The sequence below is a fragment of the Alphaproteobacteria bacterium genome (assembly GCA_040216735.1).
Taxonomy (GTDB): Bacteria; Pseudomonadota; Alphaproteobacteria; order SHVP01; family SHVP01; genus CALJDF01.
Genome location: JAVJOO010000002.1, coordinates 1,369,766 through 1,393,237, shown reverse-complemented (window position 1 = coordinate 1,393,237; position 23,472 = coordinate 1,369,766). Strand labels below are relative to the sequence as shown.

Below are 23,472 nucleotides of genomic sequence, written 5' to 3'. Positions count from 1 at the left end.
AGGCTCCCCCAAGCCGCCAATGCTGCCCCGTTGCTGGTATTCTCGCTCGCCTGGCGTACAAAGCAAAGGCCGACGTAGCCCGCGTTCACACCGTGGGTTTTGTCACCCAGCCACAAAAAAAGCCGGACACTGGGCCCGGCCTTTTCCCGCGTTCGCTCGAGGCGGCGCCGTTAGTTGTCGAGAAAACTCCGCAGTTTGCGCGAGCGCGAGGGGTGTTTCAGTTTGCGTAGGGCTTTGGCCTCGATTTGGCGGATGCGTTCGCGGGTGACCGAGAACTGCTGGCCGACCTCTTCGAGGGTGTGGTCGGTATTCATGCCGATGCCAAAGCGCATGCGCAGAACCCGCTCCTCGCGCGGCGTCAGCGACGCCAATACCCGCGTCGTGGTGTCGCGCAGGTTGGACTGGATCGCCGAGTCGATCGGGAGGATCGCATTCTTGTCCTCGATGAAATCGCCGAGGTGGGAATCCTCTTCGTCGCCGATCGGGGTTTCGAGCGAGATCGGCTCTTTGGCGATCTTGAGAACCTTGCGCACTTTATCGAGCGACATGCCGAGCTTTTCTGCCAGCTCTTCGGGCGTGGGCTCGCGGCCGATCTCATGCAGCATCTGGCGCGAGGTGCGGACAAGTTTGTTGATCGTTTCGATCATGTGCACCGGGATACGGATGGTGCGCGCTTGATCGGCGATCGAGCGGGTAATTGCCTGGCGAATCCACCACGTCGCGTAGGTCGAAAACTTGTAGCCGCGGCGATACTCGAACTTATCGACTGCCTTCATCAACCCGATGTTGCCCTCTTGGATTAGGTCGAGGAACTGCAAGCCGCGGTTGGTGTATTTTTTAGCAATCGAAATGACGAGCCGCAGGTTGGCCTCGACCATTTCCTTCTTGGCGCGGGCCGCCGCGCGTTCGCCTTTTTGGACACGATGGACGATCCGCTTGAACTCGGCGATATCGACACCGACAAGCTGCGACACCTCGGCGAAGTGCGCGCGGATCGGCTTGATTTGCTCGCGGTATTCTTTGGTGAACTCGGCCCAGCCCTTTTGCTTGAGGCGGCTGACCCGGCGCAGCCAATTGGGGTCGAGTTCGTTGCCGGTGTGCTGTTCCATGAAGGACTCGCGTTCGACGGCGCACGCTTCGGCCATCGCCCAGAGCTCCTTCTCCATATTCACGATCCGGCGGTTCAGGCCGTAGAGCTGGTCGACGAGCGCCTCGATGCGCCCGTTGTTGAGATGCACCTCTTCGAGTAGCTCGACCAACTCTTTGGTCAATTTGTCGTAGCGCCGGTTTTGCGCCGAGGTGAGCTCTTCTTTGCTTAGCGCCGCTTCGACGGTCGCATCGTGTAGTTTCGAGAGTTTCTTGTACGTCCGGGCGATCTCGTCGAACTTCTTGAGGACCCCCGGCAGAAGCTGTTCCTCCATCGCCGCCAGCGGCACGGAGGCTTCGTCGTCCTCGTCGTCATCGTCGTCGTTGGCCGGGCGTGCCGCTGGGGCCGCGCTTGGCGTTGCAGCGGCCGGCGCTGCGGGGGCGCCGCCAGGGGGGGCGGCCGGTGCGGCCCCAGGTTTGCCGCCATAGGTTGCGTCGAGATCGATAATGTCGCGCAGCAGGGCGCGGCCCTCTTTGAGATCGTCGCGCCACTGGACGATCGCCATCATCGTCAGCGGGCTTTCGCACAGGCCGGAGATCATCTCCTCGCGGCCCGCTTCGATCCGCATCGCGATTTCGATCTCGCCTTGGCGCGAGAGCAATTCGATCGAGCCCATTTCGCGCAGGTACATGCGCACCGGATCGTCGGTTCGGTCGAGTTCTTCCTTGGGGGTCGTGGTCGTCAGCTCGCGACTGGTCGAGGCTTTCTCGTCCGGCGTGTCTTCGACCTCGTCTTCGCTTTCGACGACATTGACACCCATCTCAGACAACATGGCCATGGTGTCCTCGATCTGTTCCGAGGTGACCTGATCTTGGGGCATTGCTTCGTTGATTTCGTCGTAGGTGACGTAGCCGCGCTCCTTCGCCTTTTGCAGAAGCTTTTTGACGTCTTTATTGACCGAGTCGATCAGCGGACTGTCGCTGGTTTCCTCGGTCTGCTTTTCTTCTTCGGCGGTTTTTGCGGTCTTCGTAGCCATGTAAAACGTTACCCCTGCATGCGGCGAACCGGATGGACGTATCCGGCGGATGTCTCCTAAGCCGGGTTCAGCAGATTGCCCCTCGTCCTGACTCCTTGCGTGCCGCCCAGCTCCTCTTGGAGCGACGCCACGCGATCCCGCTTTTCGTCACTCGAGTCCTCTGCAAACTCCAGCCAAGCGGATTCGATTTCTCGTTGTAGTGAGGCTCGACCGTGCAGCGCCATCGCCTCACGCCAAGCGTGTTCGGTTTCCTCCAACGCAGTATCGGCCCGCAGGTTTGGACTCACCCGCACCACCGCAGCAGTCAGGCGCGTTGCAATTTCACCGAACCCTTGCTTCGCCAATTGGTCGTGAAGGGTTTCGCTGTCAAGGCCGGCCACGGTAGCCGAGGCTTGTAATATCGCGCTGCGGAGCCTGTCAAGGCCGCTGTTCGCTAGGTGAACCGAGGCAAACGCCTCTTCGCCGCTTTCGAGGACCGCCGGTGCAACCAGAGGCACCCCGACGATAAACTCCTCGCGGGCGCTGGATTCTTCGCCGCGCGCCAACGACGTTTGGCGCAGCAACGGCGAGGAACCGCGACGAAAGCCGCCAGGCCGGGGGATTTTCGCCCCCCAGTCGCGGCTGGGCCGACCGCCGCCCTGGCGCCCCCGGGGGCCGCCGAATTCGTCATCCATCCGCGCCCGAAACAACCTTTGGTAGGCGTCACGGATGTCCGGATCGCGGATTTCGCGGCACAACGCCTCCAGACGCGCGCGCAAACCAGCCTCGCGTTCGGGCGAATCGACGGGCTGGGCGCGGCGTTCCTTCCACCACAGGAGTTCGTTCATCGGCACCGCGGCATCGAGAACCTGACGCATCGCCGCAGCACCACGGCCGCGGATCAGGCTATCGGGATCCTCGCCCTCGGGCAGTTGCGCAAAGCGCAGGCTCAACCCGGGTTTGAGCAGCGGCAGCGCGCGCTCGGCGGCGGCCAGCGCCGCACGCCGGCCGGCGGCGTCCCCATCGAGACAAATCACGGGTTCGGGGGCGAAGCGCCACAGAAGACCGATCTGTTCCTCGGTCAACGCCGTGCCCAGCGGGGCCACCGCGTGGCTAAAGCCGCCATCGACCAGGGCAATGACATCCATGTAGCCCTCGGTCACGATCGCCGTCTCGGCCGCGCGAATCGGTTGGCGGGCCTGGAAAAGGCCATAGAGAGTGCGGCCCTTATGGAACAACGCCGTCTCGGGGGAGTTCAAGTATTTGGCGCGGGCGTCGCCCAACGCCCGGCCGCCAAACGCAATCACGCGCCCCCGCGAATCGAGGATCGGGAACATCAGCCGGTCGCGAAAACGGTCGAACGACGCGCCGCCGTCCTCTGGCTTGACGATCAGACCGGTTTCAAGGAGCTGCGCCTCGGTGATATCGCGCGCCAGCAGCGCATCCTTCAGTTGGGTGCGTGCATTCGGGGCCAGGCCCAACCTGAAAGACGCCGCCGCTTCCGGACTAACGCCACGGGTCTTGAGGTAATTGCGGGCGCCGCTGCCCTGGGATGCCCGGAGCTGGTCGGTGAACCACGTCGCGGCCCGGTCGAGTACGTCGTGGAGCGTTGCCGAGCGCCGTGCGGCTTCCGCGGCGGCGGCGGATTGACGGGGGACTTCCATCCCGGCAACCGAGGCAAGTTGCTCGACGGCCTCGGGAAACTGCAAATTTTCGGTGGTCATGACGAAGTCGAACACCGACCCGTTCTGACCGCAGCCGAAGCAATGATAAAAACCTTTATCGTCACTCACAGTGAACGACGGCGATTTCTCGTTATGGAACGGACAAAGGCCGGTGAACTCGCCGCGGGGCCCTTTGCGAAGCTTCACCCGGCGACCGACAACATCGCTCAGGACGAGGCGGGACTTGAGCTCGTCAAGGAAGGCGGGCGGGAATGCCATGCGCTAGGAACCGGCGGACGACGCGGGGCCGGTCATCACCGCGCCCTCACGTCAAACGCTGCTTGGCAATCTGGCTCGCGCGTCCGAAATCCATCTGACCAGTATAGCGTTCGCGCAGAGCCGCCATAATCCGGCCCATGTCTTTGAGGGCCGTGGCCCCGATTTCGTCCATTGCCGCCCCGACGGCCTCGGCAATCTCCGCCTCGCTCAATTGGCGCGGCAGGTACTCTTCGATGATGTCGATTTCTTGCTGCTCTTGTTCGGCCAATTCGAGGCGACCGCCCTGCTCATAGAACTTGATGGACTCGCGCCGCTGTCGAATCATCGTTTGCAGCATGGCGAGAATCTCTTCGTCGGCGAGTCCCTCGCCCCGGCCTTCGCCGCGCGCCGCAATATCGCGGTCTTTCAGCGCAGCCAATATTAGACGCAGCGTCGAGACCCGTCTGACGTCTCGCGCTTTCTGGGCCTTTTTGAGGGCCTCGCTCAGATCTTCGCGAAGCATGGTTGGTCCCGGGATTGCCGCAACGGGGCGTCATCCTACTGCAATGCCGGGGCCGGTGGCAAACCGAGCGACTGTGGATAACTCATTGATATATTTTGCATATTCGGCGCGGCGGCGGCTTGACGACGGCACGCCTTTTGCTTAGTTTTCCGCAAAATTCACGCGTCGCCCGCCTAAGACTGCCTGATTTTTCAGCAGCTTAGCGTGGCAACTCCCTACTCTCCCCCTGCGGGACTATCGCACCATGGCGACATTGCCAGATCACACCGCCCGGGCCGCCTTGCATCGCGCCCCGGCTGTATTGGTTCTGGCCGACGGCACAGTTTTTCGCGGGACCGGTTTGGGCGCCGTGGGCCGCAGCGTCGGGGAGATCTGTTTCAACACCGCGATGACCGGCTACCAGGAGGTCATGACCGACCCGTCCTACGCCGGCCAGATCATCACCTTCACCTTTCCACATATCGGCAATGTCGGTGCCAACGACGAAGACAACGAAACCGCCACGCCGGTCGCGCGCGGCGTCGTCGTCCGAGCCGCCGTCACCGACCCGTCCAATCAGCGCGCGCTGCGCCACCTCGATACTTGGCTCAAGGGCCAAAATTTGGTCGGCATTTCGGGCGTGGATACCCGGCGGCTCACTCGGCTGATCCGCGACGGCGGCCCCCAGACCGGCGTCATCAGCCACGAACCCGACCGGGAAACGAGCGCGGCGACGCTGCTGGACGAAGCCCGCGCCTGGCCCGGTCTCGAAGGGATGGATCTCGCCAAGGAAGTGAGCTGCACCCAGCACTACACGTGGTCGCAGACCACCTGGCGTTTGGGCGACGGCTACGGACAACTCGACGCGCCGAAGCGCAAGGTTGTCGCCGTGGACTTCGGGGCCAAACACAACATTCTCCGCTGCCTCGCCGCGGCCGGTTGCGAGGTTGTCGTCGTCCCCGCAACCGCGACCGCCGATGACGTTATGCGCCATGCGCCCGACGGGGTTTTTCTCTCGAACGGTCCCGGCGATCCGGCGGCGACCGGGGTTTACGCGGTGCCGATGATCCAAGGGGTTATCGAGGCAGGCATCCCGCTGTTCGGGATTTGCCTGGGCCATCAACTGCTGGCGTTGGCGCTGGGCGCGCGCACCTTCAAAATGCATATGGGGCATCGCGGCGCCAACCATCCGGTCAAGGATCTCGCCACCGGCAAGGTCGAGATCACCAGTCAGAACCACGGCTTCGTCGTCGACGCCGAGACCCTGCCCGCGGGCATCACCGCAACGCATGTCTCATTGTTCGACAACACGCTGGAAGGCCTCAAGGTCGAGGGCAAACCGGTGTTCTCTGTGCAGTACCACCCCGAAGCCTCGCCCGGACCGGAGGACAGTCACTATCTGTTCGATCGGTTCGTCAAAATGATGAAGCGCTGAATGCCCAAACGGACCGACATCGAGAGCATCCTCATCATCGGCGCCGGGCCGATCGTGATCGGGCAGGCGTGCGAGTTCGACTATTCGGGGTCTCAGGCCTGCAAGGCGCTAAAGGAAGAGGGCTACCGGATCATCCTGGTCAATTCGAACCCGGCCACGATCATGACCGATCCCGACTTGGCCCACGCGACCTACATCGAGCCGATTACCCCGGAGTTCGTCGCCAAAATTATCGCCAAGGAAAGGCCCGACGCGTTATTGCCGACAATGGGCGGGCAGACCGCGCTAAATACGGCGCTAGCCCTGGCCGACGACGGGACGTTGAAGAAATACGGCGTCGAGTTGATCGGCGCCAACGAAGAAGCGATCGCCAAAGCCGAGAACCGGCTGTTGTTCCGCGACGCGATGACCAAGATCGGCCTCGAAAGCCCGAAGAGCCAGATTGCACACACGATGGCTGAGGCCTTGGACGCGTTGGAATTCGTCGGCCTGCCGGCGATCATCCGGCCCTCCTACACCCTGGGCGGGACCGGCGGCGGGGTTGCCTACAATCGCGAAGAATTCGAGCAGATCATCGCCCGCGGCCTTGAGGCCTCGCCCACCAACGAGGTGCTGGTCGAGGAATCGGTGCTGGGCTGGAAAGAATACGAAATGGAGGTCGTTCGCGACCGCAACGACAACGCGATCATTATTTGTTCGATCGAGAACGTCGATCCGATGGGCGTCCATACCGGGGATTCGGTCACCGTTGCCCCGGCGCTCACGCTGACGGACAAAGAATACCAAATTATGCGCAACGCCTCGATCGCCTGTCTGCGCGAGATCGGGGTCGAAACCGGCGGCTCCAACGTCCAATTCGCGGTCGACCCGAAGACCGGCCGGTTGGTCGTCATCGAAATGAACCCGCGGGTCTCGCGCTCGTCCGCGCTGGCCTCCAAGGCGACCGGCTTCCCCATTGCGAAGGTCGCTGCCCGCCTCGCGGTCGGCTACACGCTGGACGAACTTGAAAATGACATCACCAAGGTGACGCCGGCGTCGTTCGAACCGACCATCGACTATGTCGTCACCAAAATACCCCGCTTCACCTTCGAGAAGTTCCGGGGCGCCGAGCCGATCCTGTCGACCTCGATGAAGTCGGTCGGCGTGGCGATGTCGATGGGCCGAACCTTCGCCGAAAGCCTGCAAAAAGCGTTGCGGTCGATGGAAACCGGTTTGACCGGACTCGACGAGGTCAATTTGCCCGACTTCCAAGGCAACGACACCAACACGATCCGCGCCGCGCTGACCAAGCAGACGCCGGACCGCATCCTCCTAATCGCCCAGGCGATTCGCGCCGGTCTAACGCTCGAAGATATTCAGGAATGTTGCCACTACGACATGTGGTTCATCGAACAAATCGCGGAGATCGTCGCGCAAGAGGCTCTTGTTCGGGAACGCGGCCTGCCCGAAACGCGTGACGGACTTTCCGAGCTGAAAAGGATGGGATTCTCGGATGCCCGCCTAGCGACCTTGGCGGGCAAGACCGAGGCCGAGGTAACGGCGCAGCGCCACGCACTCGGCGTTCATCCCGTCTATAAGCGGGTCGATACCTGCGCGGCCGAGTACGAGGCGCACACGCCTTACCTTTATTCGACCTACGAATACGACCGCGACGACACCGCCGGCGAAGCCGAAAACGAAGCGGCGCCCAGCGACCGCGAGAAGATCGTTATTTTAGGCGGCGGACCCAACCGCATCGGCCAAGGCATCGAGTTCGACTATTGTTGCGTCCATGCCGCCTATGCCCTGACAGACAGCGGCTATGAAACGATCATGGTCAACTGCAATCCGGAAACCGTATCGACCGACTACGATACGTCGGACCGGCTGTACTTCGAGCCGCTGACGGCCGAGGACGTGCTGGAGATCGTCCGAGCCGAAAGCGCCAACGGCACCCTCAAGGGCGTCATCGTGCAGTTCGGCGGGCAAACGCCGTTGAAGCTCGCGGGCGACCTTGCCGCCGCCGGCGTACCGATTCTCGGCACCTCGCCCGACGCAATCGACCTAGCCGAGGACCGCCAGCGCTTTCAGGAACTCCTCGGAGCGGTCGACCTCAAACAGCCGCCCAACGGGATCGCCTTCACGGCGGAACAAGCCGAAACCGTCGCCGAGCGACTCGGCTATCCCGTCGTCATCCGGCCTTCCTACGTCTTGGGTGGCAGGGCGATGGAAATCGTCCGCGACCGCGCGTCACTCCACCGCTTCATCGGCGAAGCGATGCGCCTGTCGGGGCGCAATCCCGTGTTGATCGACAGCTACCTCGACAACGCCATCGAAATCGACGTCGATGCAATTGCCGACGGGGACGACGTTTTTGTCGCCGGGATCATGGAACACATCGAAGAGGCCGGCATCCACTCGGGCGACTCGGCCTGTTCCCTGCCGCCCTACTCGCTTGGCGCGGAAACGATTGAGGAATTGCGGCGGCAGACCGAGGTTTTGGCGCGCGCGTTAGGCGTCGTCGGGCTGATGAACATCCAATTTGCGATCAAGGATAAAGAGATCTTCATCCTCGAGGTTAACCCCCGAGCGAGCCGGACCGTGCCCTTCGTCGCCAAGGCAATCAGTATTCCGATCGCGAAGGTCGCTGCACGCGTGATGGCGGGCGAGAAGCTTGCATCGTTCGCCTTGACGCAGCCGATACTCAACCATGTCGCGGTTAAGGAAGCCGTCTTTCCGTTCGCCCGGTTCCCGGGAGTCGACACGTTGCTCGGCCCGGAGATGAAATCGACCGGCGAAGTGATGGGGATCGACACGACCTTCGACCGCGCCTTCGCCAAATCCCAACTGGCTTCGGGAACGACGCTGCCGCTGACCGGCAAGGTATTCATATCGGTGCGCGACAGCGACAAGAAGCAGATCGTCGGTGCGGCTCGGCAATTGATCGCGCTCGGCTTTGGCATTGTGGCGACGCGCGGCACCGCCGCATTCTTCGAGGCCGAAGGGATCGCGGTGGAAGGCGTCAACAAAGTTCTCGAGGGCCGGCCCCACATCGTCGATGCGATGAAGAACGGCGACATTCAACTCGTCCTCAACACAACCGACGGGGCCCAGGCGGTCGCCGATAGCTTTACGTTGCGGCGCACGGCGCTGACGAACGCCGTACCCTACTACACGACCGTGGCTGGATCGCGCGCGGCCGTGATGGCAATCGCACGGCTCCGTGAAGGCAGCCTTGATGTCGCCCCGCTGCAATCCTATTTTGACGGTTCGTCCCGGTAACTGTCGCCGGCTTCGGATTCCGAAGCGGCCGGATCTCTGGTAAGATTACCCCATGATCAAAGAACCCATGACCGCCGAAGGCTTTCGGCGCGTTGAAGCAGAATTGAAACGCCTCAAGAGCGAAGAGCGTCCGGCCGTCATCAAGGCGATAGAAGAGGCCCGCGCGCATGGCGATCTTTCGGAGAACGCCGAATACCATGCGGCGAAAGAACGGCAGGCGTTTATCGAGGGGCGGGTTGCTGAACTTGAGGACAAAGTCAGCCGCGCCGAAGTCATCGACCTATCGACGTTGTCGGGCACCACGGTAATGTTCGGGGCGACGGTGTCCGTCGTCGACGAAGAGACCGACGAGGAATCGACCTACCAAATCGTCGGGACCGAGGAAGCCGATATCAAGCAAGGGAGATTGTCGATTGCGGCGCCGCTCGCGCGGGCGCTGATTGGCAAGTCCGTCGGCGATTCGGCAGAGGTCAAGACGCCCAAGGGCCCGCGGTCCTACGAAATAATTTCCCTGAAATACACTCAGTCGAGCTAGGTGCTAGCGGCAACGGGTGCCGGTGCCGCCGAACTAGCCGTCTCCTTGCCGTCGAGAAGCGCACGAACCCGTTGCGCAAGTTCTTCGCGCGAGTAGGGCTTCATGAGCAGCGCAACATCGGCCCAGCGTTCGGACCCGCCTCCGGCATCATCGAACGCACCGCGCGCATATCCGGTTGTAAACAACGCCGGCCCGCGAAAACCGAGCGACTGTGCAGCGCAAACCACAGCCCGACCGTCCATGCCGCCGGGCAACACGACATCGCTCACGATGAGGTCGAACGGCCCCTGCGCTGTCAACGCAAGCCGTGCCGCCGGTCCATCCGCCGCGGCGACAACGCGGTAGCCCATCGACCGCAACGACGCGTCGAGATGCTCGCGCACGTCGTCGTCGTCCTCCACAACCAGGAGCCTTTCGGTGCCGCGCAGCAATCCGACACTGCCGCGGGTGTCCACGGGCTCCAACACTGGCGCCGCGATCTCGGCAACCGGAAAATACAGCGTGACCGTCGTGCCGCGATTCGACGCAGTATCGACCTCGACGCCGCCACCCGATTGCCGGGTAAAGCCGTAGATCATCGGCAGGCCAAGGCCGCTCCCCTTGCCGACATCCTTCGTCGTAAAGAACGGATCGAAAGCGCGCGACAGTACGTCCTCGGACATCCCCGTACCGGAATCGGTCACCGATACCGTCGCATACCGACCGGCCGCGAGCACGTCTTCGCCTATTAGACGGCGCGGTGTTTCGACGACGGCAGCGCCGGTAGATATCGTGACAATGCCGCCGGTCGGCATCGCGTCCCTGGCATTCAGCGCAAGGTTGAGGACGGCGTTTTCGAGTTGGCCGGCGTCGATCAGCGCCTGCGGCATATCTTCGGCAAGGTTTAGGCGCACCTCGATCTTCTCGCCCAGGGATCGCACGAGGAGGTCGGCAAAGCCGCCGATGAGATCGGCGATCGACTCTTTGCGCGGTTGGAGCATCTGGCGGCGCGAAAACGCCAGCAACCGCTGGGTGAGTTCCGCCGCGCGCAGCGCTCCGCGACGGGCGGACCGAACCGCATGAATCGAAGGGGCATCGGTCGGCAGGGCCTCCTCGGCAAGATCGAGGTTCCCGAGGACCACGGTCAGGAGGTTATTGAAGTCGTGGGCGATACCGCCGGTCAATTGACCGAGCGTGTCCATCTTCTGCGCTTGCCGAAGCTCCCCCTCCAAACGCCACCGCTCGGTAACGTCAATGCCGAAGATAAAGACGGAATCGACGTCGCCGTTGCGGTGCAGCGGCACCACACGGACCTCGACTTTGCGTTGCGCCGGTTCCTCGCCGAGCGTCACCTCCTGGGTAACCGATTCGCCGCAAAATCCGAGGTCCAAAATGGCTTGCAGCTTTGCCGCATCAGTCGCCGTGTGAAAATCGCGCCAAGAGCGATCGACCATTTGTTCGGGCGAAACGCCTGCCGCCTCGGCACGAGCGAGGTTGACGAAGCCAAGCCGACCGTCGCGATGCACGAGCGACACCGTTACCGGGAGATTGTTGGAAACTTGGCGCAACTGTCGTTCGCTCTTCTCGAGTTCGCGGTCTTTGCGTGTCAATTCGGTGATATCGCTCAACGTCGCCACCGTCTGACCGTTGTCAAGACGCCGTTCGAAGCTGCGTATTAGGCGCCGATCGGGCGTTCGATAGATGCTGACATGCTCGCCGTCGGCGGCGAGATCGCGACCGCGATCGTTGAGCCAGTCGCGAACCTGAGCCCGCGACAGTGACGGAAGATTCTCGGCCATGGCCCATGTCATCTGCTCGACCGGCAGCCCGACATGAAGAAGTTTTGCGACATCGCCGTTAAGGCGCGCGAACGTGCGGTTCCAAAATACCAACCGGTCGTGTTCGTCAAAGAGCGCAAATCCGTCGCTGCTTGCCTCGAGAATAATGGCAAGTCGGGCATGGGCCTCGGCGGCCTCTTGGTGTTTTTCCCGGCTAACCCGAGTCAGCACTTCAAGGCGTGTTTCGTTGCGGTTGAGTTCGGCGATCCGAACCATCTTGAACGCGGCAAAACCGCCGATACCTGCCATCGCAACCAGCAAGACGAACACTGCGAGCACAGGAAAGGTTGGGCGCAGCGACTGGACAATCGTGAGTGTCGCGACCCTGCCGTCGCGCCCCAAGACGGCGACGGTCTCGGTGTAAACAGGTGTCGGCGGGATGGCCCCATACGCCTGGAACACCGTCCCGTCGAGCCCGGTCAATTGCGCCCGCACTGCACCGCTCGGGACGATCGTCGTTGAGGGAAACGCGAGCACTACCCGCCCCAAAATCGCTTCAACGGCGTCGGAGGTGCTCCAGTCCACGCCGTCGCGGGCCAGCTCCGACAGCGCGGTCGCCGTCGTTTGACCGACCGCCTCGCCCGCTCGTTCGACGGCAACAACCTCTTTTAACGCCACGACGCCCAACGCGACGAAGAGCGCGAGCATGAGGCCCCACAGGGTCAAATAGACCAATCGACCGGTGCTGAACGGTCGCTGAAGCGCCATGTCCTCGGTTGTCATGGCCCAACCATCTACCGGCGCCAAGTCCGGCGCCATTCGGTTGACTACGCGCCGATTACGGGCACCTCCGCAGCCTCGGGTTCCGAGGCCACCCTCAGGGGCACCCCGGGAAGCACCTTACTTGCACGTATTGCGAGAGAGCTCTTGACGTGCGCAACGTTGGGTGCCGCTGTCAGCTCCTTGGTGAGAAAGGTCTGATACTCGTCCCAATCGTGGGCCACGATCTTCAGCAAAAAGTCGACCTCGCCGGCCAACATGTGGCACTCGCGCACCATGGGCCAGTCGCCGCAGCGTCGTTCGAACGCGACGAGATCGCTTTCAGCCTGGGAATCCAGGCCAACCATCGCAAATACCGTGACATCGAAGCCGAGGGCCTTGGCGTCGAGATCGGCATGGTAACCGCTGATGTACCCGTCGCGTTCCAGCGCCCGGACCCGCCGCAGGCACGGTGGCGCGGAAATGCCGGCCCGCCTTGCGAGGTCGACGTTGGTCATGCGACCGTCGCGCTGGAGATCGACCAGAATCCGTTGGTCGATCTTGTCGAGTTTGACCCGGGCCATACCTTCTCCGTCCTGCGCTGCGGCGCGGCATTATAATAAAGTTTCGTATTCGTGAAAGATTATTGCGCATGAACGACCCGGAAACGCCCTGCTGGGTGCTGTCCGACGGCAAGGCCGGGACGGAAAACCAGTGCATTGGGCTTGCCGAGGCGTTGGATCTCCCGTTCACGGTACTCCGGTTACGCCGGCGGCGGGCGACCGATTGGCTGCCGGCGGGGTTTTGGGCCGCGACCGGAACCGCGGCCCTGCAATGGAGCGCGACGGCGCCGGACCTCCACCCCCCTTGGCCGCGCGTGCTAATTGCGGCCGGGCGACCGAGCGTCGGCCCAGCCATCGCCATCCGACGTGCCGCCCAGGGCGCGACGGTTACGGTCCAGATCCAAAACCCCCGGGTCGCCCCGTCGCATTTCGATCGGGTCGTTGCGCCCGAACATGACGGCTTGAACGGTGCAAACGTGTTGACCACCGTGGGGTCCCTGCACCGTGTCACACCTGCCGCCTTGGCCACGGCGGCTTCGCGGTGGGCCGACAGGTTCAGGCCTCTCCCTCAGCCTCGCATCGCCGTACTCATCGGCGGCGCCAGCAAACACCACCGGATGTCCGTTGCGACCGCCACCCGACTCGGTGCCCAGTTGCGGGCCCTGTCTTCCGCCGCCGGCGCCGGCCTAATGGTCACCGCGTCGCGGCGCACGGACCGGGCCTGCCGCGATATTCTCCGAGCTGCACTTGCTGGGTTCCCCGTGGATTTTTGGGACGGCACGGGAGACAACCCCTACACCGGGATGTTGGCACTTGCCGACGGGATCGTGGTGACCGAGGACTCGGTAAGCATGGCCTCGGAGGCGGCGAGCACGGGCAAACCCCTGCTGATCGCCAAACTGGCCGGCGGATCGCCGAAGTTCGATCGTTTCCACGAAACCCTGCGGCAGCGCGGGATTAGCCGCGCCTTCGACGGACAGTGGGCGCCGTGGACGTATCCGCCGCTGCACGAGACGGCGCGCGTCGCCGCGGAAATCCGAGACCTATTGGCCGCACGCTTCCCCGCGGGCTTTCGCTGAACGATCCTCCCGCCTAGAGCGCTTGCAAAGCCGTTGCAAAGTCCTAATTTTGGGGTGGCATGCGTTGCGCGCATGGCTTCGCCCACCAGCTACGAGGTTCCGATGTCCCAGCAGCATACCAGCCGTGTTTTGATCCTGGGTTCCGGTCCTGCTGGCCTCACAGCCGCGATCTATGCGGCGCGCGCCAACCTCGCGCCGATGTTGGTGCACGGCATCCAACCGGGCGGCCAAATGACGATCACCACCGATGTCGAGAATTATCCCGGCTTCGCCGACGTCATCCAGGGCCCCTGGCTGATGGAGGAAATGCAAAAACAGGCTGAAAGCGTGGGCACGCGCATGATCGCCGACACGATCACCGAAATCGACCTGTCACGCCGTCCGTTCCATGCCGTCGGCGACTCCGGCGACACCTACACCGCCGATGCCGTGATCGTGACCACCGGCGCCCAGGCCAAATGGCTGGGCCTACCGAGCGAAGATAAATTCAAGGGCTTTGGCGTTTCCGCTTGCGCGACCTGCGACGGCTTCTTTTTTCGCGGCCGCGAGGTTGCGGTGATCGGCGGGGGCAACACGGCGGTCGAAGAGGCGTTGTACCTCACCAACCACGCCACGAAGGTCACACTGATCCACCGCCGCGGCGAACTTCGCTCAGAAAAGATACTGCAAGACCGCCTGTTCAAGAACCCAAAGGTCGAGGTCCGCTGGCACACCGTCCTCGAAGAGGTTGTCGGGGCGGCCGACCCGCTCGGCGTGACCGGGGCACGGTTGCGCAACGTCCAAACCGGGGAGACCGACACCCTGGCCGTCGACGGGGTTTTCGTGGCCATCGGGCATACGCCCAACACCGAACTTTTCAAGGGCGTGCTGGACATGGACCGGGAAGGCTATTTGATCACCAAACCCGGTTCCACTAGGACGAATATCGACGGGGTCTTCGCCGCGGGTGACGTCCAAGACAAGATCTATCGCCAAGCCGTGACCGCTGCCGGGACCGGGTGCATGGCCGCGCTGGACACCGAGAAGTTCCTCGCCGCCCTTGAAGAGCCGGCCGTTGCCGCGGCCGAGTAGCCAACCGCATGGATTGGAATCGGTTGAAGGTCTTTCATGCGGTTGCTGAGGCTGGCAGTTTCACCCGCGCTGGCGACACGCTAAACCTCAGCCAATCGGCGATCAGCCGGCAGATCAGCGCGCTGGAAGGCGAGCTCGGTACGCCGTTGTTTCACCGCCATGCGCGCGGCCTGAGCCTGACCGAGCAGGGCGAATCGCTGTACCGAACGGCCCACGAGGTTTCTGCAAAACTGGCTATGACGGAGGCTGTCCTCGGGGAGGCGCGCGAGCGACCAACGGGGAAGCTGAAGGTTACCACAACCGTGGGCTTCGGCTCGACCTGGCTGACCCCGAGAATCGGTGAATTCTTGGAGCTCTATCCGGAAGTCACCGTGGAGTTGGTGCTCGACGACCGGTTGCTCGACCTCAGTATGCGCGAAGCGGACATCGCCATTCGGATGCGTCCACCGACCCAGGCCGACCTCGTGCAACGGCGTCTGCTGACCGTTCACAACCATCTCTATGCGTCGCCGACCTATTTGAAGCGCTACGGCGTTCCGCGCGATCTCGCCGACCTCAAGAACCATCGGATCATCACCTACGGCGAGGACACGCCGCCGCCGGTCACCGAGATCAATTGGTTGCAGAAAGAGGGCCGGAAGCATGGCATCGACCTCGAGCCGGTGCTGACGGTGAACAACGTCTACGGGCTCCTCCTCGCGGTCGAAAGCGATGTCGGCGTCGCCTCTTTGCCTGACTATATGATTGCCGATCGATCCAGGGCGGTGCGGGTACTCCAGGACGTCGCGGCGCCGTCCTTTGACACGTTCCTGGTCTATCCCGACGAACTGCGCGAGACGAAGAAAATCATCGTTTTCCGGGACTTCTTGCTCAACAAGGTCGCAGGTTGGCGATTCTGACGCATTGACCCTAGGTTACCTATGCGAGAATCGCATAGGTGGTTTGCACATTAAGGGGTGGTCCTGTGACATGGTCGGACCTAAGTATTGTTCAAATCCGGCATCGAATTCCGAGGCTGGATGGTAGGCCCCACAATCCCTTGTTCGGGCCTGCACGTCTCCCAGACGTTAAGCCTCCCTGTTATGACTTGCCGAGCCTTCGGGCTCGGCATTTTTTTGCCGCGGCTCCTACGGTGACGCGATGGCGCGTAGGCCGGTGACCGAGGCTGTCCTGCACGACTTTACGTGTACGCCGTTTACCTATGGCGGAAAGACGAGGCCGGTGTTCTCCGCGGGCAGCGGCCCTGGCGTTATTGTCATTCACGAGGTGCCCGGCATCACCCCGGAAGTCGTGCGATTCGCCCGCTGGGTCGTCGAGGCCGGGTTCCAGGTCGCGATGCCCTCACTCTTCGGGGTGCCGGGGAAGCCGAAGTCAACCGCGTACATCCTCTCGTCCTTTGCCCGCACCTGCATCAGCCGCGAATTCAAGTGTCTGGCCGCCGAAGAAACGAGCCCCATCACCGACTGGTTGCGCGCACTCTGCCGCGATCTCCACAACCGGTGCGGCGGACCGGGCGTCGGTGCCGTCGGCATGTGCCTGACCGGCAACTTTGCGCTCGCGCTGATGATGGAGCCATCGATGATGGCCCCGGTCCTGTCCCAACCGTCGCTGCCGCTGCCGCTCGGTCGCGAGCGCAAACGTGGGCTACATCTATCTAAAGAGGCGCTTGCGGCGGCCCAACGGCGAACCCGCGACGGCGCACGGATCTTGGGCCTGCGCTTCGATACCGATCCCGCGTGCCCAGGGGAACGGTTTGCGCGATTGCGCGACAGCTTTGGCGATCGTTTCGAGGAGATCGAAATTCCCGGTCGCTATGCCGCTACGCGGATGCGCCACAGCGTTCTGACCAACGACCTCGTCGACGAAACCGGACATCCGACGCTCGCGGCCCGCGACCGCGTCCTCGCGTTCTTGACCGAGCAGTTGTCGGCCTGACCTTACCCACCGGGTTCGGCGGGCTCAAAAGCGCGCCTCGGATTATTAGGTGAAGAGCGCGCGGTCTTGCGGCATGTCCTTGTAGAGATCGGCGACATGCTCGGCATAGCCGTTGTAGAGAAGCGTCGGGACCCGCATATCCGTGCCAAGCACGCGCTCGGTTTTCTGGGTCCAGCGCGGATGATCGAAATCCGGATTGACGTTGGCCCAAAAGCCGTACTCGGCCGACTGGATCTCTTCCCAGAAGCTCTTGGGGCGTTTGTCGGTGAAGGTAATGCTGACGATCGATTTTGCCGACTTGAACCCGTACTTCCAGGGCAAAGCTACGCGGATCGGTGCGCCGTGCTGGGGCGGGGCAGGCTTGCCGTAGGTCCCGGTGACCATGAAGGTCATTTCGTTCATCGCCTCTTCAATGGTCAGACCTTCGACATAGGGCCACGGGTACCAGAATTGGCGCTGCCCGGACGCGAAGCTCTTATCCAAAAAGCTGCGGAACTCGACGTACTTCGCCGATCCTAGAGGCTGCACCAACTTGATGAGGTGGCTCATCTCGAACCCGCTCCAGGGAATGGTCATCGACCACGCCTCGACGCACCGGTGGCGATAGAGACGCTCTTCCAGCGGCATCTTCGCTAAGAGATCGTCGATGCCGAACTCCATCTCCTTTTCGACCATACCGTCAACCCGCACGGTCCACGGGCGAACCGGCAGGCGTTGGGCGGCGCGCCAGATTTCCTTGTGCGACCCAAACTCGTAGAAGTTGTTGTAGGTGGCGTTGACCTTTTCCGGCGTCAGATCGCGGTCGAGCGTATAGCGGGGATTGCGTTCGACGGGATATAGATGCGCCGACGGGTCGGCCTCAGTCGCTGCCTGGGCGACGCTGCCCAGCACCGAGCCTGTCGCGGCGACGATCGTGCCCGCCGCGGCACCCTTCATCAGTTGCCGGCGATTCAAATAGACCGACTCGGATGTCGCGGTCGATTCGGAAACCTCCCAACCCTTGGGGTTCTTGATCAGCATGCTGGTCTCCCGCCAATTGCGCTGCCTATGGACGTAGCGGTCGCGCGCGACCGCTACAACTCAAGTGTCGGTGAGACTTCTCACGAAAGTCTCCCAAAGACGCCAGCTAATCGATTAGGGGCGACCGCCCGCCGCCAACGGTTTCAGCGCGCCCCAGACCACATCGTGGGTTGGCGTGGGCACTTTGGCTTGGTGTCCGAAACGCGAAATGGCGCCGGACAACCACTCGACTTCGAGCGGTTTGCCGCGCTCGAGGTCGTGCAGCATCGACGGTTTGATCGCGGGGATTTTGGTCGGATCGAATCGCTGTGCCGAACTGAGTGCGCCGGGTTCTAGCGTAATCCGGCGCGCCGCGGCGACCGCTGCAACCTCTTGCATGGCACGTTTGACGAGTTCCGCGCCCTCAGGCTCCGCCATGACATCACGAATCGGTAGCCGCGCGAGACAGCAAATCCCGCTCAGGGCGGTGAGCATGACCATCTTCGACCAAATGGCCGATTCGACATCGTCGGTCAGCACCGACTTAACGCCGATCACGATCATGGCTGCGTTTAGCGATTCGGCCGCGCCGAGCGCCGCCGGGTCGAGCGCCCCGAACACCAGACGGACGCCTGGGGTCTCGTGAACGATGACGCCCGGCGCGGCGATATGGGACGAAATATAGATCGAACCGCGCAACACATGCGCCGCACCGAACGCCGCGATCAGCCACTGGTGACTCTCGACGCCATTAAGGACGTCGAGCACAACCGTGTTTGGCCCGATCAACGGCGTCATGGCCTCGATGGCGGCTTGGGCGTCGTAGACCTTGACCGAAAAGATCACGACATCGACCGGTCCAACGGTCGCCGGATCGTCGGTCGCCTTTACCGGCGCGATCGTCACCGGCCGGTCCTTGTCATCCAGCCTAAGGCCATTCGCTTTCATTGCCGCAAGATGTGCGCCGCGGGCAATGAAACTGACGTCGTGGCCGTCCGCGGCAAGGCGCGCGCCGAGATACCCCCCGACACCGCCTGACCCCATGATCGCGATTTTCATGCCCCGCCCTCCAATAGTGTCTCGTGACGTCCGAGCCTAGCGGAGACTCGCGCAGAAACGCTGGATGCGCTGGCAAGCGTCGGTCAGGATTTCGGTCGAGGTCGCATAGGAAATGCGGAAATGCGGTTCCAGTCCGAAAGCGGCCCCGTGCACGACGGCAACCCCTTCGACTTCGAGCAATGCCTTACCGAAATCCTCGTCATTCTCGATCTTGCGGCCGTCGGGCGTCGATTTCCCGATCAATCCTTCGCAGGACGGATAGACGTAGAACGCACCTTCCGGGTTCGGGCAGGTCAATCCCGTGGCTTGATTCAACATGCCGACGACGAGATCGCGCCGACCGGCAAAGGCCTTGACCCAATCCTTGAGAAACTCGCTTGGTCCGTTCAGCGCTTCGACGGCTGCGGCCTGACTGATCGACGACGGATTGGTTGTGCTTTGCGATTGCAGCTTCCCCATCGCCTTGATCAGCACCGCGGGAGCGCCGGCAAACCCGATGCGCCACCCGGTCATGGCGTAGGCTTTGGAGACGCCGTTCAGGGTGAGCGTCCGGTCGCGCAGGGAGGGACAAACCTGCGCCATGGTGGTGAAGGTAAAGCCGTCATAAACGAGATGCTCGTACATGTCGTCGCTGAGCACCCAGACATGGGGGTGGCGTTCAAGGACGGCACCCAGGGCGCGGAGCTCGTCCGCGGTGTACGCGGCACCCGACGGGTTGCTCGGCGAGTTGATGATGAACCATTTGGTTTTCGGTGTGATGGCCTTTTCCAGATCCTCCGGCTGCAACCGAAAGGCCTTCGACGCCGGGGCCTTGACGATGACCGGCTTGCCGCCCGCCAGCAGCACGATATCGGGATAGGACACCCAATAGGGCGCCGGGATTACGACCTCGTCGCCGGGATTAACGGTCGCCATGATCGCGTTGAACAGGACCTGCTTGCCGCCGGTCCCGACCGTGATCTCGGTCTTGGGATCGTAGGTGAGGTCGTTGTCGCGTTTGAATTTGCCCGCGATCGCCTGCTTCAACGCCGCTGTACCATCGACGGTCGTGTACTTGGTGTCGCCGCGGTCGATCGCCGCCTTTGCGGCGGCTTTGATGTGGTCGGGCGTGTCGAAATCGGGTTCGCCCGCGGAAAGCCCAATGACATCGCGCCCCTCGGCTTGGAGGGCGCGCGCGAGATCGCTCATGGCAATGGTCGGGGACGGCTTGATCCGGCCCAGCGAGTCGGCAATGAAGCCCATAGTCCAAGTTCCTTCTGTGGCGGGCTAAAACGGCGGAAATTCGCGGGCAAACTACGCCCCTCGTCGGGGACGTGCAACAGTACTCCGGCCTATCCCTGGGGCCGAACCCCGCGGATATAGACGACATAGTAGACCAGGGCGACGAAGACGCTGCCACCGACGATATTGCCCAGCGTTACCGGGACAAGATTGCTCGCCAAACCGCCGAGCGTTAGGCCTGCGACCGGGCCGTCGGGCGCGACCAACAACCCGAGCGGAATAAGGAACATGTTGGCGACCGAATGCTCGAGACCGAGGGCCACGAATGCCGCAATCGGGAAGACGATCGCGAGGATTTTGCCCGAAACCGAATGCGCCGCCATCGCCAGCCACACCGCGAGACAGACCAAAGCGTTGCACAGGAGCCCGCGCAAGAACGCCTCGCCGAACGGCAGAGCCGATTTGTCAGCGGCGATCCGTACGACGGTCTCGGCCAACGCCCCGTTGTGGGCACCCATGATCCCCGAGAGATCGACAATAACTGCCGTCGCGACGGCACCGGCAAAGTTGGCGACGAAGACTAGGCCCCAGTTTCGCAGCAATTGCCGCGACGTAATCTTCCGGTCGGCCCAGGCAATCGCGATGAGGTTGTTGCCGGTGAAGAGTTCGGCACCGGCGACGACGACGAGAATCAGCCCGAGCGAGAAGCAGATTCCACCGACAATGCGCTCGATCCCGTAGCCGAGACCGGAATCGGTCACTGCGACCAAGTAAAAAAGCGACCCAAAGGCGATGAAGGCGCCCGCCAAGACGCCCAGCGCCAGTGTTGGGACTAGGGGGAGACCCGCCTTGGCAACGCCCGCGCTTTCAACCCGCCGCGCGACCTCAGCGGGAGCATACGCATCCAGAAGCGTGAAAGCCGTTTCGTCGCGGTTTGCCATCTGTCGACATCATGGCGGAAACTCTAGCAATAGCGCGTTGATCCCGCGCAATCGTCGGCCTTTGCTGACACCATGCTGTCAGGAGAGCGGCGTGGCGGCCTAGCAACGGACGGCCCGCGCAACATATAAATGGGGCCATGGCTTCCCAACCGGATTCCGTCGTCGATCTCGCGCCCTACCCGCTGCCCTTCGAAAAGGGCGAGGGTGGCATTCGCTTCGAGTTGGCCTCCGACTTCAAACCCGCGGGCGATCAGCCGGAGGCAATCGCCTCTCTGGTGAGCGGCATCGGCGAGGACGAGCAGGATCAAGTCCTGCTCGGCGTCACCGGGTCGGGCAAGACCTTTACGATGGCTCATGTCATCGCCCAGACCCAGCGACCGGCGCTGATCATGGCGCCAAACAAGACCCTTGCCGCACAGCTCTACGGCGAAATGCGCGAACTGTTTCCAAATAACGCCGTCGAATATTTCGTGTCCTATTACGACTACTACCAGCCCGAAGCCTACGTCGCGCGGACGGACACCTATATCGAGAAGGATTCCTCGATCAACGAACAGATCGATCGCATGCGCCACGCCGCAACGCGGTCTTTGTTCGAGCGCGACGACGTGATTATCGTAGCCAGCGTGTCGTGCATTTACGGCATGGGCTCGCCAGAAACCTATCTCGACATGACGATCCCGCTGGCGGTGGGTCAGACCTTCCCGCTCAGGGAATTGCTCAAGCGTCTGGTCGAACTGCAATACAAGCGCAACGATCAAAGTTTTGTCCGCGGTGCGTTCCGGGTGCGCGGCGACACGGTCGAGCTGTTCCCCGCGCACTATGAAGACCGCGCCTGGCGCCTGTCTCTGTTCGGCGATGAAATCGAATCGATCGTGGAGTTCGACCCGTTGACCGGTGAGAAGACCGAAAAGCTAGAATCCATTCGCGTTTACGCCAACTCGCATTACGTGACCCCGCGACCGACGATCGCCCAGGCCATCAAGCAGATCAAAAAAGACCTTGTCGTGCGGCTCGAAGAGTTCCGATCTACCAACAAACTCCTGGAAGCGCAGCGGTTGGAGCAACGCACCCAGTTCGATATCGAAATGCTGGAAGCCACCGGCAGTTGCGCCGGGATCGAAAACTATTCGCGCTATCTGACCGGTCGAAAGGCGGGCGAGCCGCCCCCGACGTTGTTCGAATACCTGCCCGACAATGCGTTGCTCATCGTCGATGAGTCGCATGTCTCGGTGCCGCAGGTGGGCGGCATGTTCAAGGGCGACTTTCGCCGCAAGTCGACGCTTTCGGAGTTCGGTTTCCGCCTACCCTCGTGCATCGACAATCGCCCGCTCAAATTCGAAGAGTGGGACACCATGCGGCCGCAGACGGTCTATGTCTCGGCAACGCCGGGCCCGTTCGAGATGGAGCGCGCGGCTGGGGTCATCGTCGACCAGGTGATCCGCCCCACCGGGTTGATCGACCCGGTCTGTCTGGTGCGGCCGGTCGAGAACCAAGTCGACGACCTGTTGCACGAGTGCCGCGAAACTGTCGCCCGGGGCTATCGCGTGTTGGTGACGACACTGACAAAACGCATGGCGGAGGACCTGACGGAGTTCATGCACGAGGCGGGGCTGCGCGTCCGCTATCTCCATTCAGACATTGACACGCTGGAACGGATCGAAATCTTGCGCGATTTGCGGCTCGGCGCCTTCGACATCTTGGTTGGGATCAACTTGCTGCGCGAAGGTCTCGACATCCCGGAATGTGCGCTCGTCGCGATTCTCGATGCCGACAAAGAAGGCTTCTTGCGGTCCCGCACGTCGTTGGTTCAAACCATCGGCCGGGCGGCGCGCAACCTCGAAGGCCGGGTGATCCTGTACGCCGACAAAATGACCGACAGCCTGGACTACGCGCTGAAGGAAACCGAACGCCGCCGCGACAAACAGCGCGCCTACAACGAGGCCCATGGGATAACACCCGAGAGCGTGAAGAAGAATATCTCCGACGTTCTCCAAAGCGTGTTCGAGAAGGACTATGTGACGCCGGGGCTCTCCGAAGACGGCGACGGGTTCCAGCATCTGGTTGGCCACAATCTGCGGGCGCACATTCAAGACCTCGAAAAGAAGATGCTGGATTACGCCTCTAATCTCGAATTCGAGGACGCGGCCCGCCTGCGCGATGAAATCAGTCGTCTGGAAAGTGCGGAGCTCGGGCTGCCGGGCGAATCGGCAAAGGACGTCCGCGCCCGGCAACGGGACCTCAAGAGCGGCGCGCGATCGTCCGGCGGTCGGGCCGGAACGCGGGTTCGCCGCGGCAAGACCAACAAGACGACGTGGATCTGACGCTTTG

At 62.4% G+C, this 23,472-nt stretch carries 17 protein-coding genes; 8 read left to right on the top strand and 9 right to left on the bottom strand.

Annotated elements, in window-relative coordinates; translation table 11 throughout:
• Positions 1-170: 170 nt before the first annotated feature.
• Genes rpoD through RID42_08045 form a run of 3 tightly spaced genes read right to left on the bottom strand, consistent with a single transcriptional unit; the run spans position 171 to position 4,547 of the window.
• Positions 171-2,123, bottom strand: coding sequence for an RNA polymerase sigma factor RpoD (gene rpoD / locus RID42_08055; protein MEQ8247623.1), 1,953 nt, complete (start codon positions 2,121-2,123; stop codon positions 171-173).
• A gap of 56 nt (positions 2,124-2,179) precedes the next feature.
• On the bottom strand, positions 2,180-4,045 hold the full coding sequence (gene dnaG, locus RID42_08050; protein ID MEQ8247622.1) for a DNA primase: 1,866 nt from the start codon (positions 4,043-4,045) through the stop codon (positions 2,180-2,182).
• A gap of 46 nt (positions 4,046-4,091) precedes the next feature.
• Positions 4,092-4,547 (bottom strand): GatB/YqeY domain-containing protein, encoded by a 456-nt coding sequence (locus tag RID42_08045; protein ID MEQ8247621.1) that lies wholly within the window; start codon positions 4,545-4,547, stop codon positions 4,092-4,094.
• Between the two features lie 244 nt (positions 4,548-4,791).
• Here RID42_08045 and carA point away from each other — a divergent pair, with 244 nt between their 5' ends.
• Genes carA through greA form a run of 3 tightly spaced genes read left to right on the top strand, consistent with a single transcriptional unit; the run spans position 4,792 to position 9,757 of the window.
• Complete coding sequence (gene carA / locus RID42_08040; protein MEQ8247620.1) at positions 4,792-5,961, top strand: glutamine-hydrolyzing carbamoyl-phosphate synthase small subunit; 1,170 nt, start codon at positions 4,792-4,794, stop codon at positions 5,959-5,961.
• Positions 5,962-9,222 (top strand): carbamoyl-phosphate synthase large subunit, encoded by a 3,261-nt coding sequence (gene carB, locus RID42_08035; GenBank protein ID MEQ8247619.1) that lies wholly within the window; start codon positions 5,962-5,964, stop codon positions 9,220-9,222. It abuts the gene before it with no gap.
• Between the two features lie 52 nt (positions 9,223-9,274).
• Entirely contained in the window at positions 9,275-9,757 is a 483-nt protein-coding gene (greA, locus tag RID42_08030) for a transcription elongation factor GreA (protein ID MEQ8247618.1), read from the top strand.
• On the opposite strand, the gene RID42_08025 is transcribed toward greA, so the two are convergent.
• Together RID42_08025 and RID42_08020 are read right to left on the bottom strand one after the other, a co-directional pair.
• On the bottom strand, positions 9,754-12,297 hold the full coding sequence (locus tag RID42_08025; GenBank protein ID MEQ8247617.1) for a PAS domain S-box protein: 2,544 nt from the start codon (positions 12,295-12,297) through the stop codon (positions 9,754-9,756). The genes greA and RID42_08025 overlap by 4 nt on opposite strands.
• Before the next feature lie 44 nt (positions 12,298-12,341).
• Complete coding sequence (locus RID42_08020; protein ID MEQ8247616.1) at positions 12,342-12,857, bottom strand: Lrp/AsnC family transcriptional regulator; 516 nt, start codon at positions 12,855-12,857, stop codon at positions 12,342-12,344.
• Between the two features lie 68 nt (positions 12,858-12,925).
• On the opposite strand from RID42_08020, the gene RID42_08015 reads away from it, so the two are divergent.
• The 4 genes from RID42_08015 to RID42_08000 all read left to right on the top strand — a co-directional run bounded on the left by RID42_08015 (position 12,926) and on the right by RID42_08000 (position 16,921).
• Positions 12,926-13,915 (top strand): mitochondrial fission ELM1 family protein, encoded by a 990-nt coding sequence (locus RID42_08015; protein ID MEQ8247615.1) that lies wholly within the window; start codon positions 12,926-12,928, stop codon positions 13,913-13,915.
• Between the two features lie 102 nt (positions 13,916-14,017).
• On the top strand, positions 14,018-14,986 hold the full coding sequence (gene trxB / locus RID42_08010; protein ID MEQ8247614.1) for a thioredoxin-disulfide reductase: 969 nt from the start codon (positions 14,018-14,020) through the stop codon (positions 14,984-14,986).
• 8 nt (positions 14,987-14,994) lie between these two features.
• Positions 14,995-15,885: a LysR family transcriptional regulator gene (locus RID42_08005; GenBank protein ID MEQ8247613.1), complete on the top strand. Its 891-nt coding sequence runs from the start codon at positions 14,995-14,997 to the stop codon at positions 15,883-15,885.
• Between the two features lie 241 nt (positions 15,886-16,126).
• Positions 16,127-16,921: a dienelactone hydrolase family protein gene (locus RID42_08000; GenBank protein ID MEQ8247612.1), complete on the top strand. Its 795-nt coding sequence runs from the start codon at positions 16,127-16,129 to the stop codon at positions 16,919-16,921.
• Positions 16,922-16,966: 45 nt separating this feature from the next.
• On the opposite strand, the gene msrP is transcribed toward RID42_08000, so the two are convergent.
• The 4 genes from msrP to RID42_07980 all read right to left on the bottom strand — a co-directional run bounded on the left by msrP (position 16,967) and on the right by RID42_07980 (position 21,141).
• Positions 16,967-17,941, bottom strand: a complete 975-nt coding sequence (gene msrP, locus RID42_07995; protein MEQ8247611.1) for a protein-methionine-sulfoxide reductase catalytic subunit MsrP — start codon at positions 17,939-17,941, stop codon at positions 16,967-16,969.
• 114 nt (positions 17,942-18,055) lie between these two features.
• On the bottom strand, positions 18,056-18,979 hold the full coding sequence (locus RID42_07990; protein ID MEQ8247610.1) for a 2-dehydropantoate 2-reductase: 924 nt from the start codon (positions 18,977-18,979) through the stop codon (positions 18,056-18,058).
• A gap of 36 nt (positions 18,980-19,015) precedes the next feature.
• Complete coding sequence (locus RID42_07985) at positions 19,016-20,221, bottom strand: pyridoxal phosphate-dependent aminotransferase (protein ID MEQ8247609.1); 1,206 nt, start codon at positions 20,219-20,221, stop codon at positions 19,016-19,018.
• 89 nt (positions 20,222-20,310) lie between these two features.
• Positions 20,311-21,141 (bottom strand): formate/nitrite transporter family protein, encoded by an 831-nt coding sequence (locus RID42_07980; protein MEQ8247608.1) that lies wholly within the window; start codon positions 21,139-21,141, stop codon positions 20,311-20,313.
• 137 nt (positions 21,142-21,278) lie between these two features.
• Between RID42_07980 and uvrB the strand changes: the two genes are divergently transcribed.
• Positions 21,279-23,465, top strand: coding sequence for an excinuclease ABC subunit UvrB (gene uvrB, locus RID42_07975; GenBank protein ID MEQ8247607.1), 2,187 nt, complete (start codon positions 21,279-21,281; stop codon positions 23,463-23,465).
• Positions 23,466-23,472 lie beyond the last annotated feature (7 nt).

Coding starts and splice junctions, on each gene's coding strand:
- rpoD (MEQ8247623.1), bottom strand. CDS start 2,123: ATGGCTACGAAGACCGCAAAAACCGCCGAAGAAGAAAAGCAGACCGAG.
- dnaG (MEQ8247622.1), bottom strand. CDS start 4,045: ATGGCATTCCCGCCCGCCTTCCTTGACGAGCTCAAGTCCCGCCTCGTC.
- RID42_08045 (MEQ8247621.1), bottom strand. CDS start 4,547: ATGCTTCGCGAAGATCTGAGCGAGGCCCTCAAAAAGGCCCAGAAAGCG.
- carA (MEQ8247620.1), top strand. CDS start 4,792: ATGGCGACATTGCCAGATCACACCGCCCGGGCCGCCTTGCATCGCGCC.
- carB (MEQ8247619.1), top strand. CDS start 5,962: ATGCCCAAACGGACCGACATCGAGAGCATCCTCATCATCGGCGCCGGG.
- greA (MEQ8247618.1), top strand. CDS start 9,275: ATGATCAAAGAACCCATGACCGCCGAAGGCTTTCGGCGCGTTGAAGCA.
- RID42_08025 (MEQ8247617.1), bottom strand. CDS start 12,297: ATGACAACCGAGGACATGGCGCTTCAGCGACCGTTCAGCACCGGTCGA.
- RID42_08020 (MEQ8247616.1), bottom strand. CDS start 12,857: ATGGCCCGGGTCAAACTCGACAAGATCGACCAACGGATTCTGGTCGAT.
- RID42_08015 (MEQ8247615.1), top strand. CDS start 12,926: ATGAACGACCCGGAAACGCCCTGCTGGGTGCTGTCCGACGGCAAGGCC.
- trxB (MEQ8247614.1), top strand. CDS start 14,018: ATGTCCCAGCAGCATACCAGCCGTGTTTTGATCCTGGGTTCCGGTCCT.
- RID42_08005 (MEQ8247613.1), top strand. CDS start 14,995: ATGGATTGGAATCGGTTGAAGGTCTTTCATGCGGTTGCTGAGGCTGGC.
- RID42_08000 (MEQ8247612.1), top strand. CDS start 16,127: ATGGCGCGTAGGCCGGTGACCGAGGCTGTCCTGCACGACTTTACGTGT.
- msrP (MEQ8247611.1), bottom strand. CDS start 17,941: ATGCTGATCAAGAACCCCAAGGGTTGGGAGGTTTCCGAATCGACCGCG.
- RID42_07990 (MEQ8247610.1), bottom strand. CDS start 18,979: ATGAAAATCGCGATCATGGGGTCAGGCGGTGTCGGGGGGTATCTCGGC.
- RID42_07985 (MEQ8247609.1), bottom strand. CDS start 20,221: ATGGGCTTCATTGCCGACTCGCTGGGCCGGATCAAGCCGTCCCCGACC.
- RID42_07980 (MEQ8247608.1), bottom strand. CDS start 21,141: ATGGCAAACCGCGACGAAACGGCTTTCACGCTTCTGGATGCGTATGCT.
- uvrB (MEQ8247607.1), top strand. CDS start 21,279: ATGGCTTCCCAACCGGATTCCGTCGTCGATCTCGCGCCCTACCCGCTG.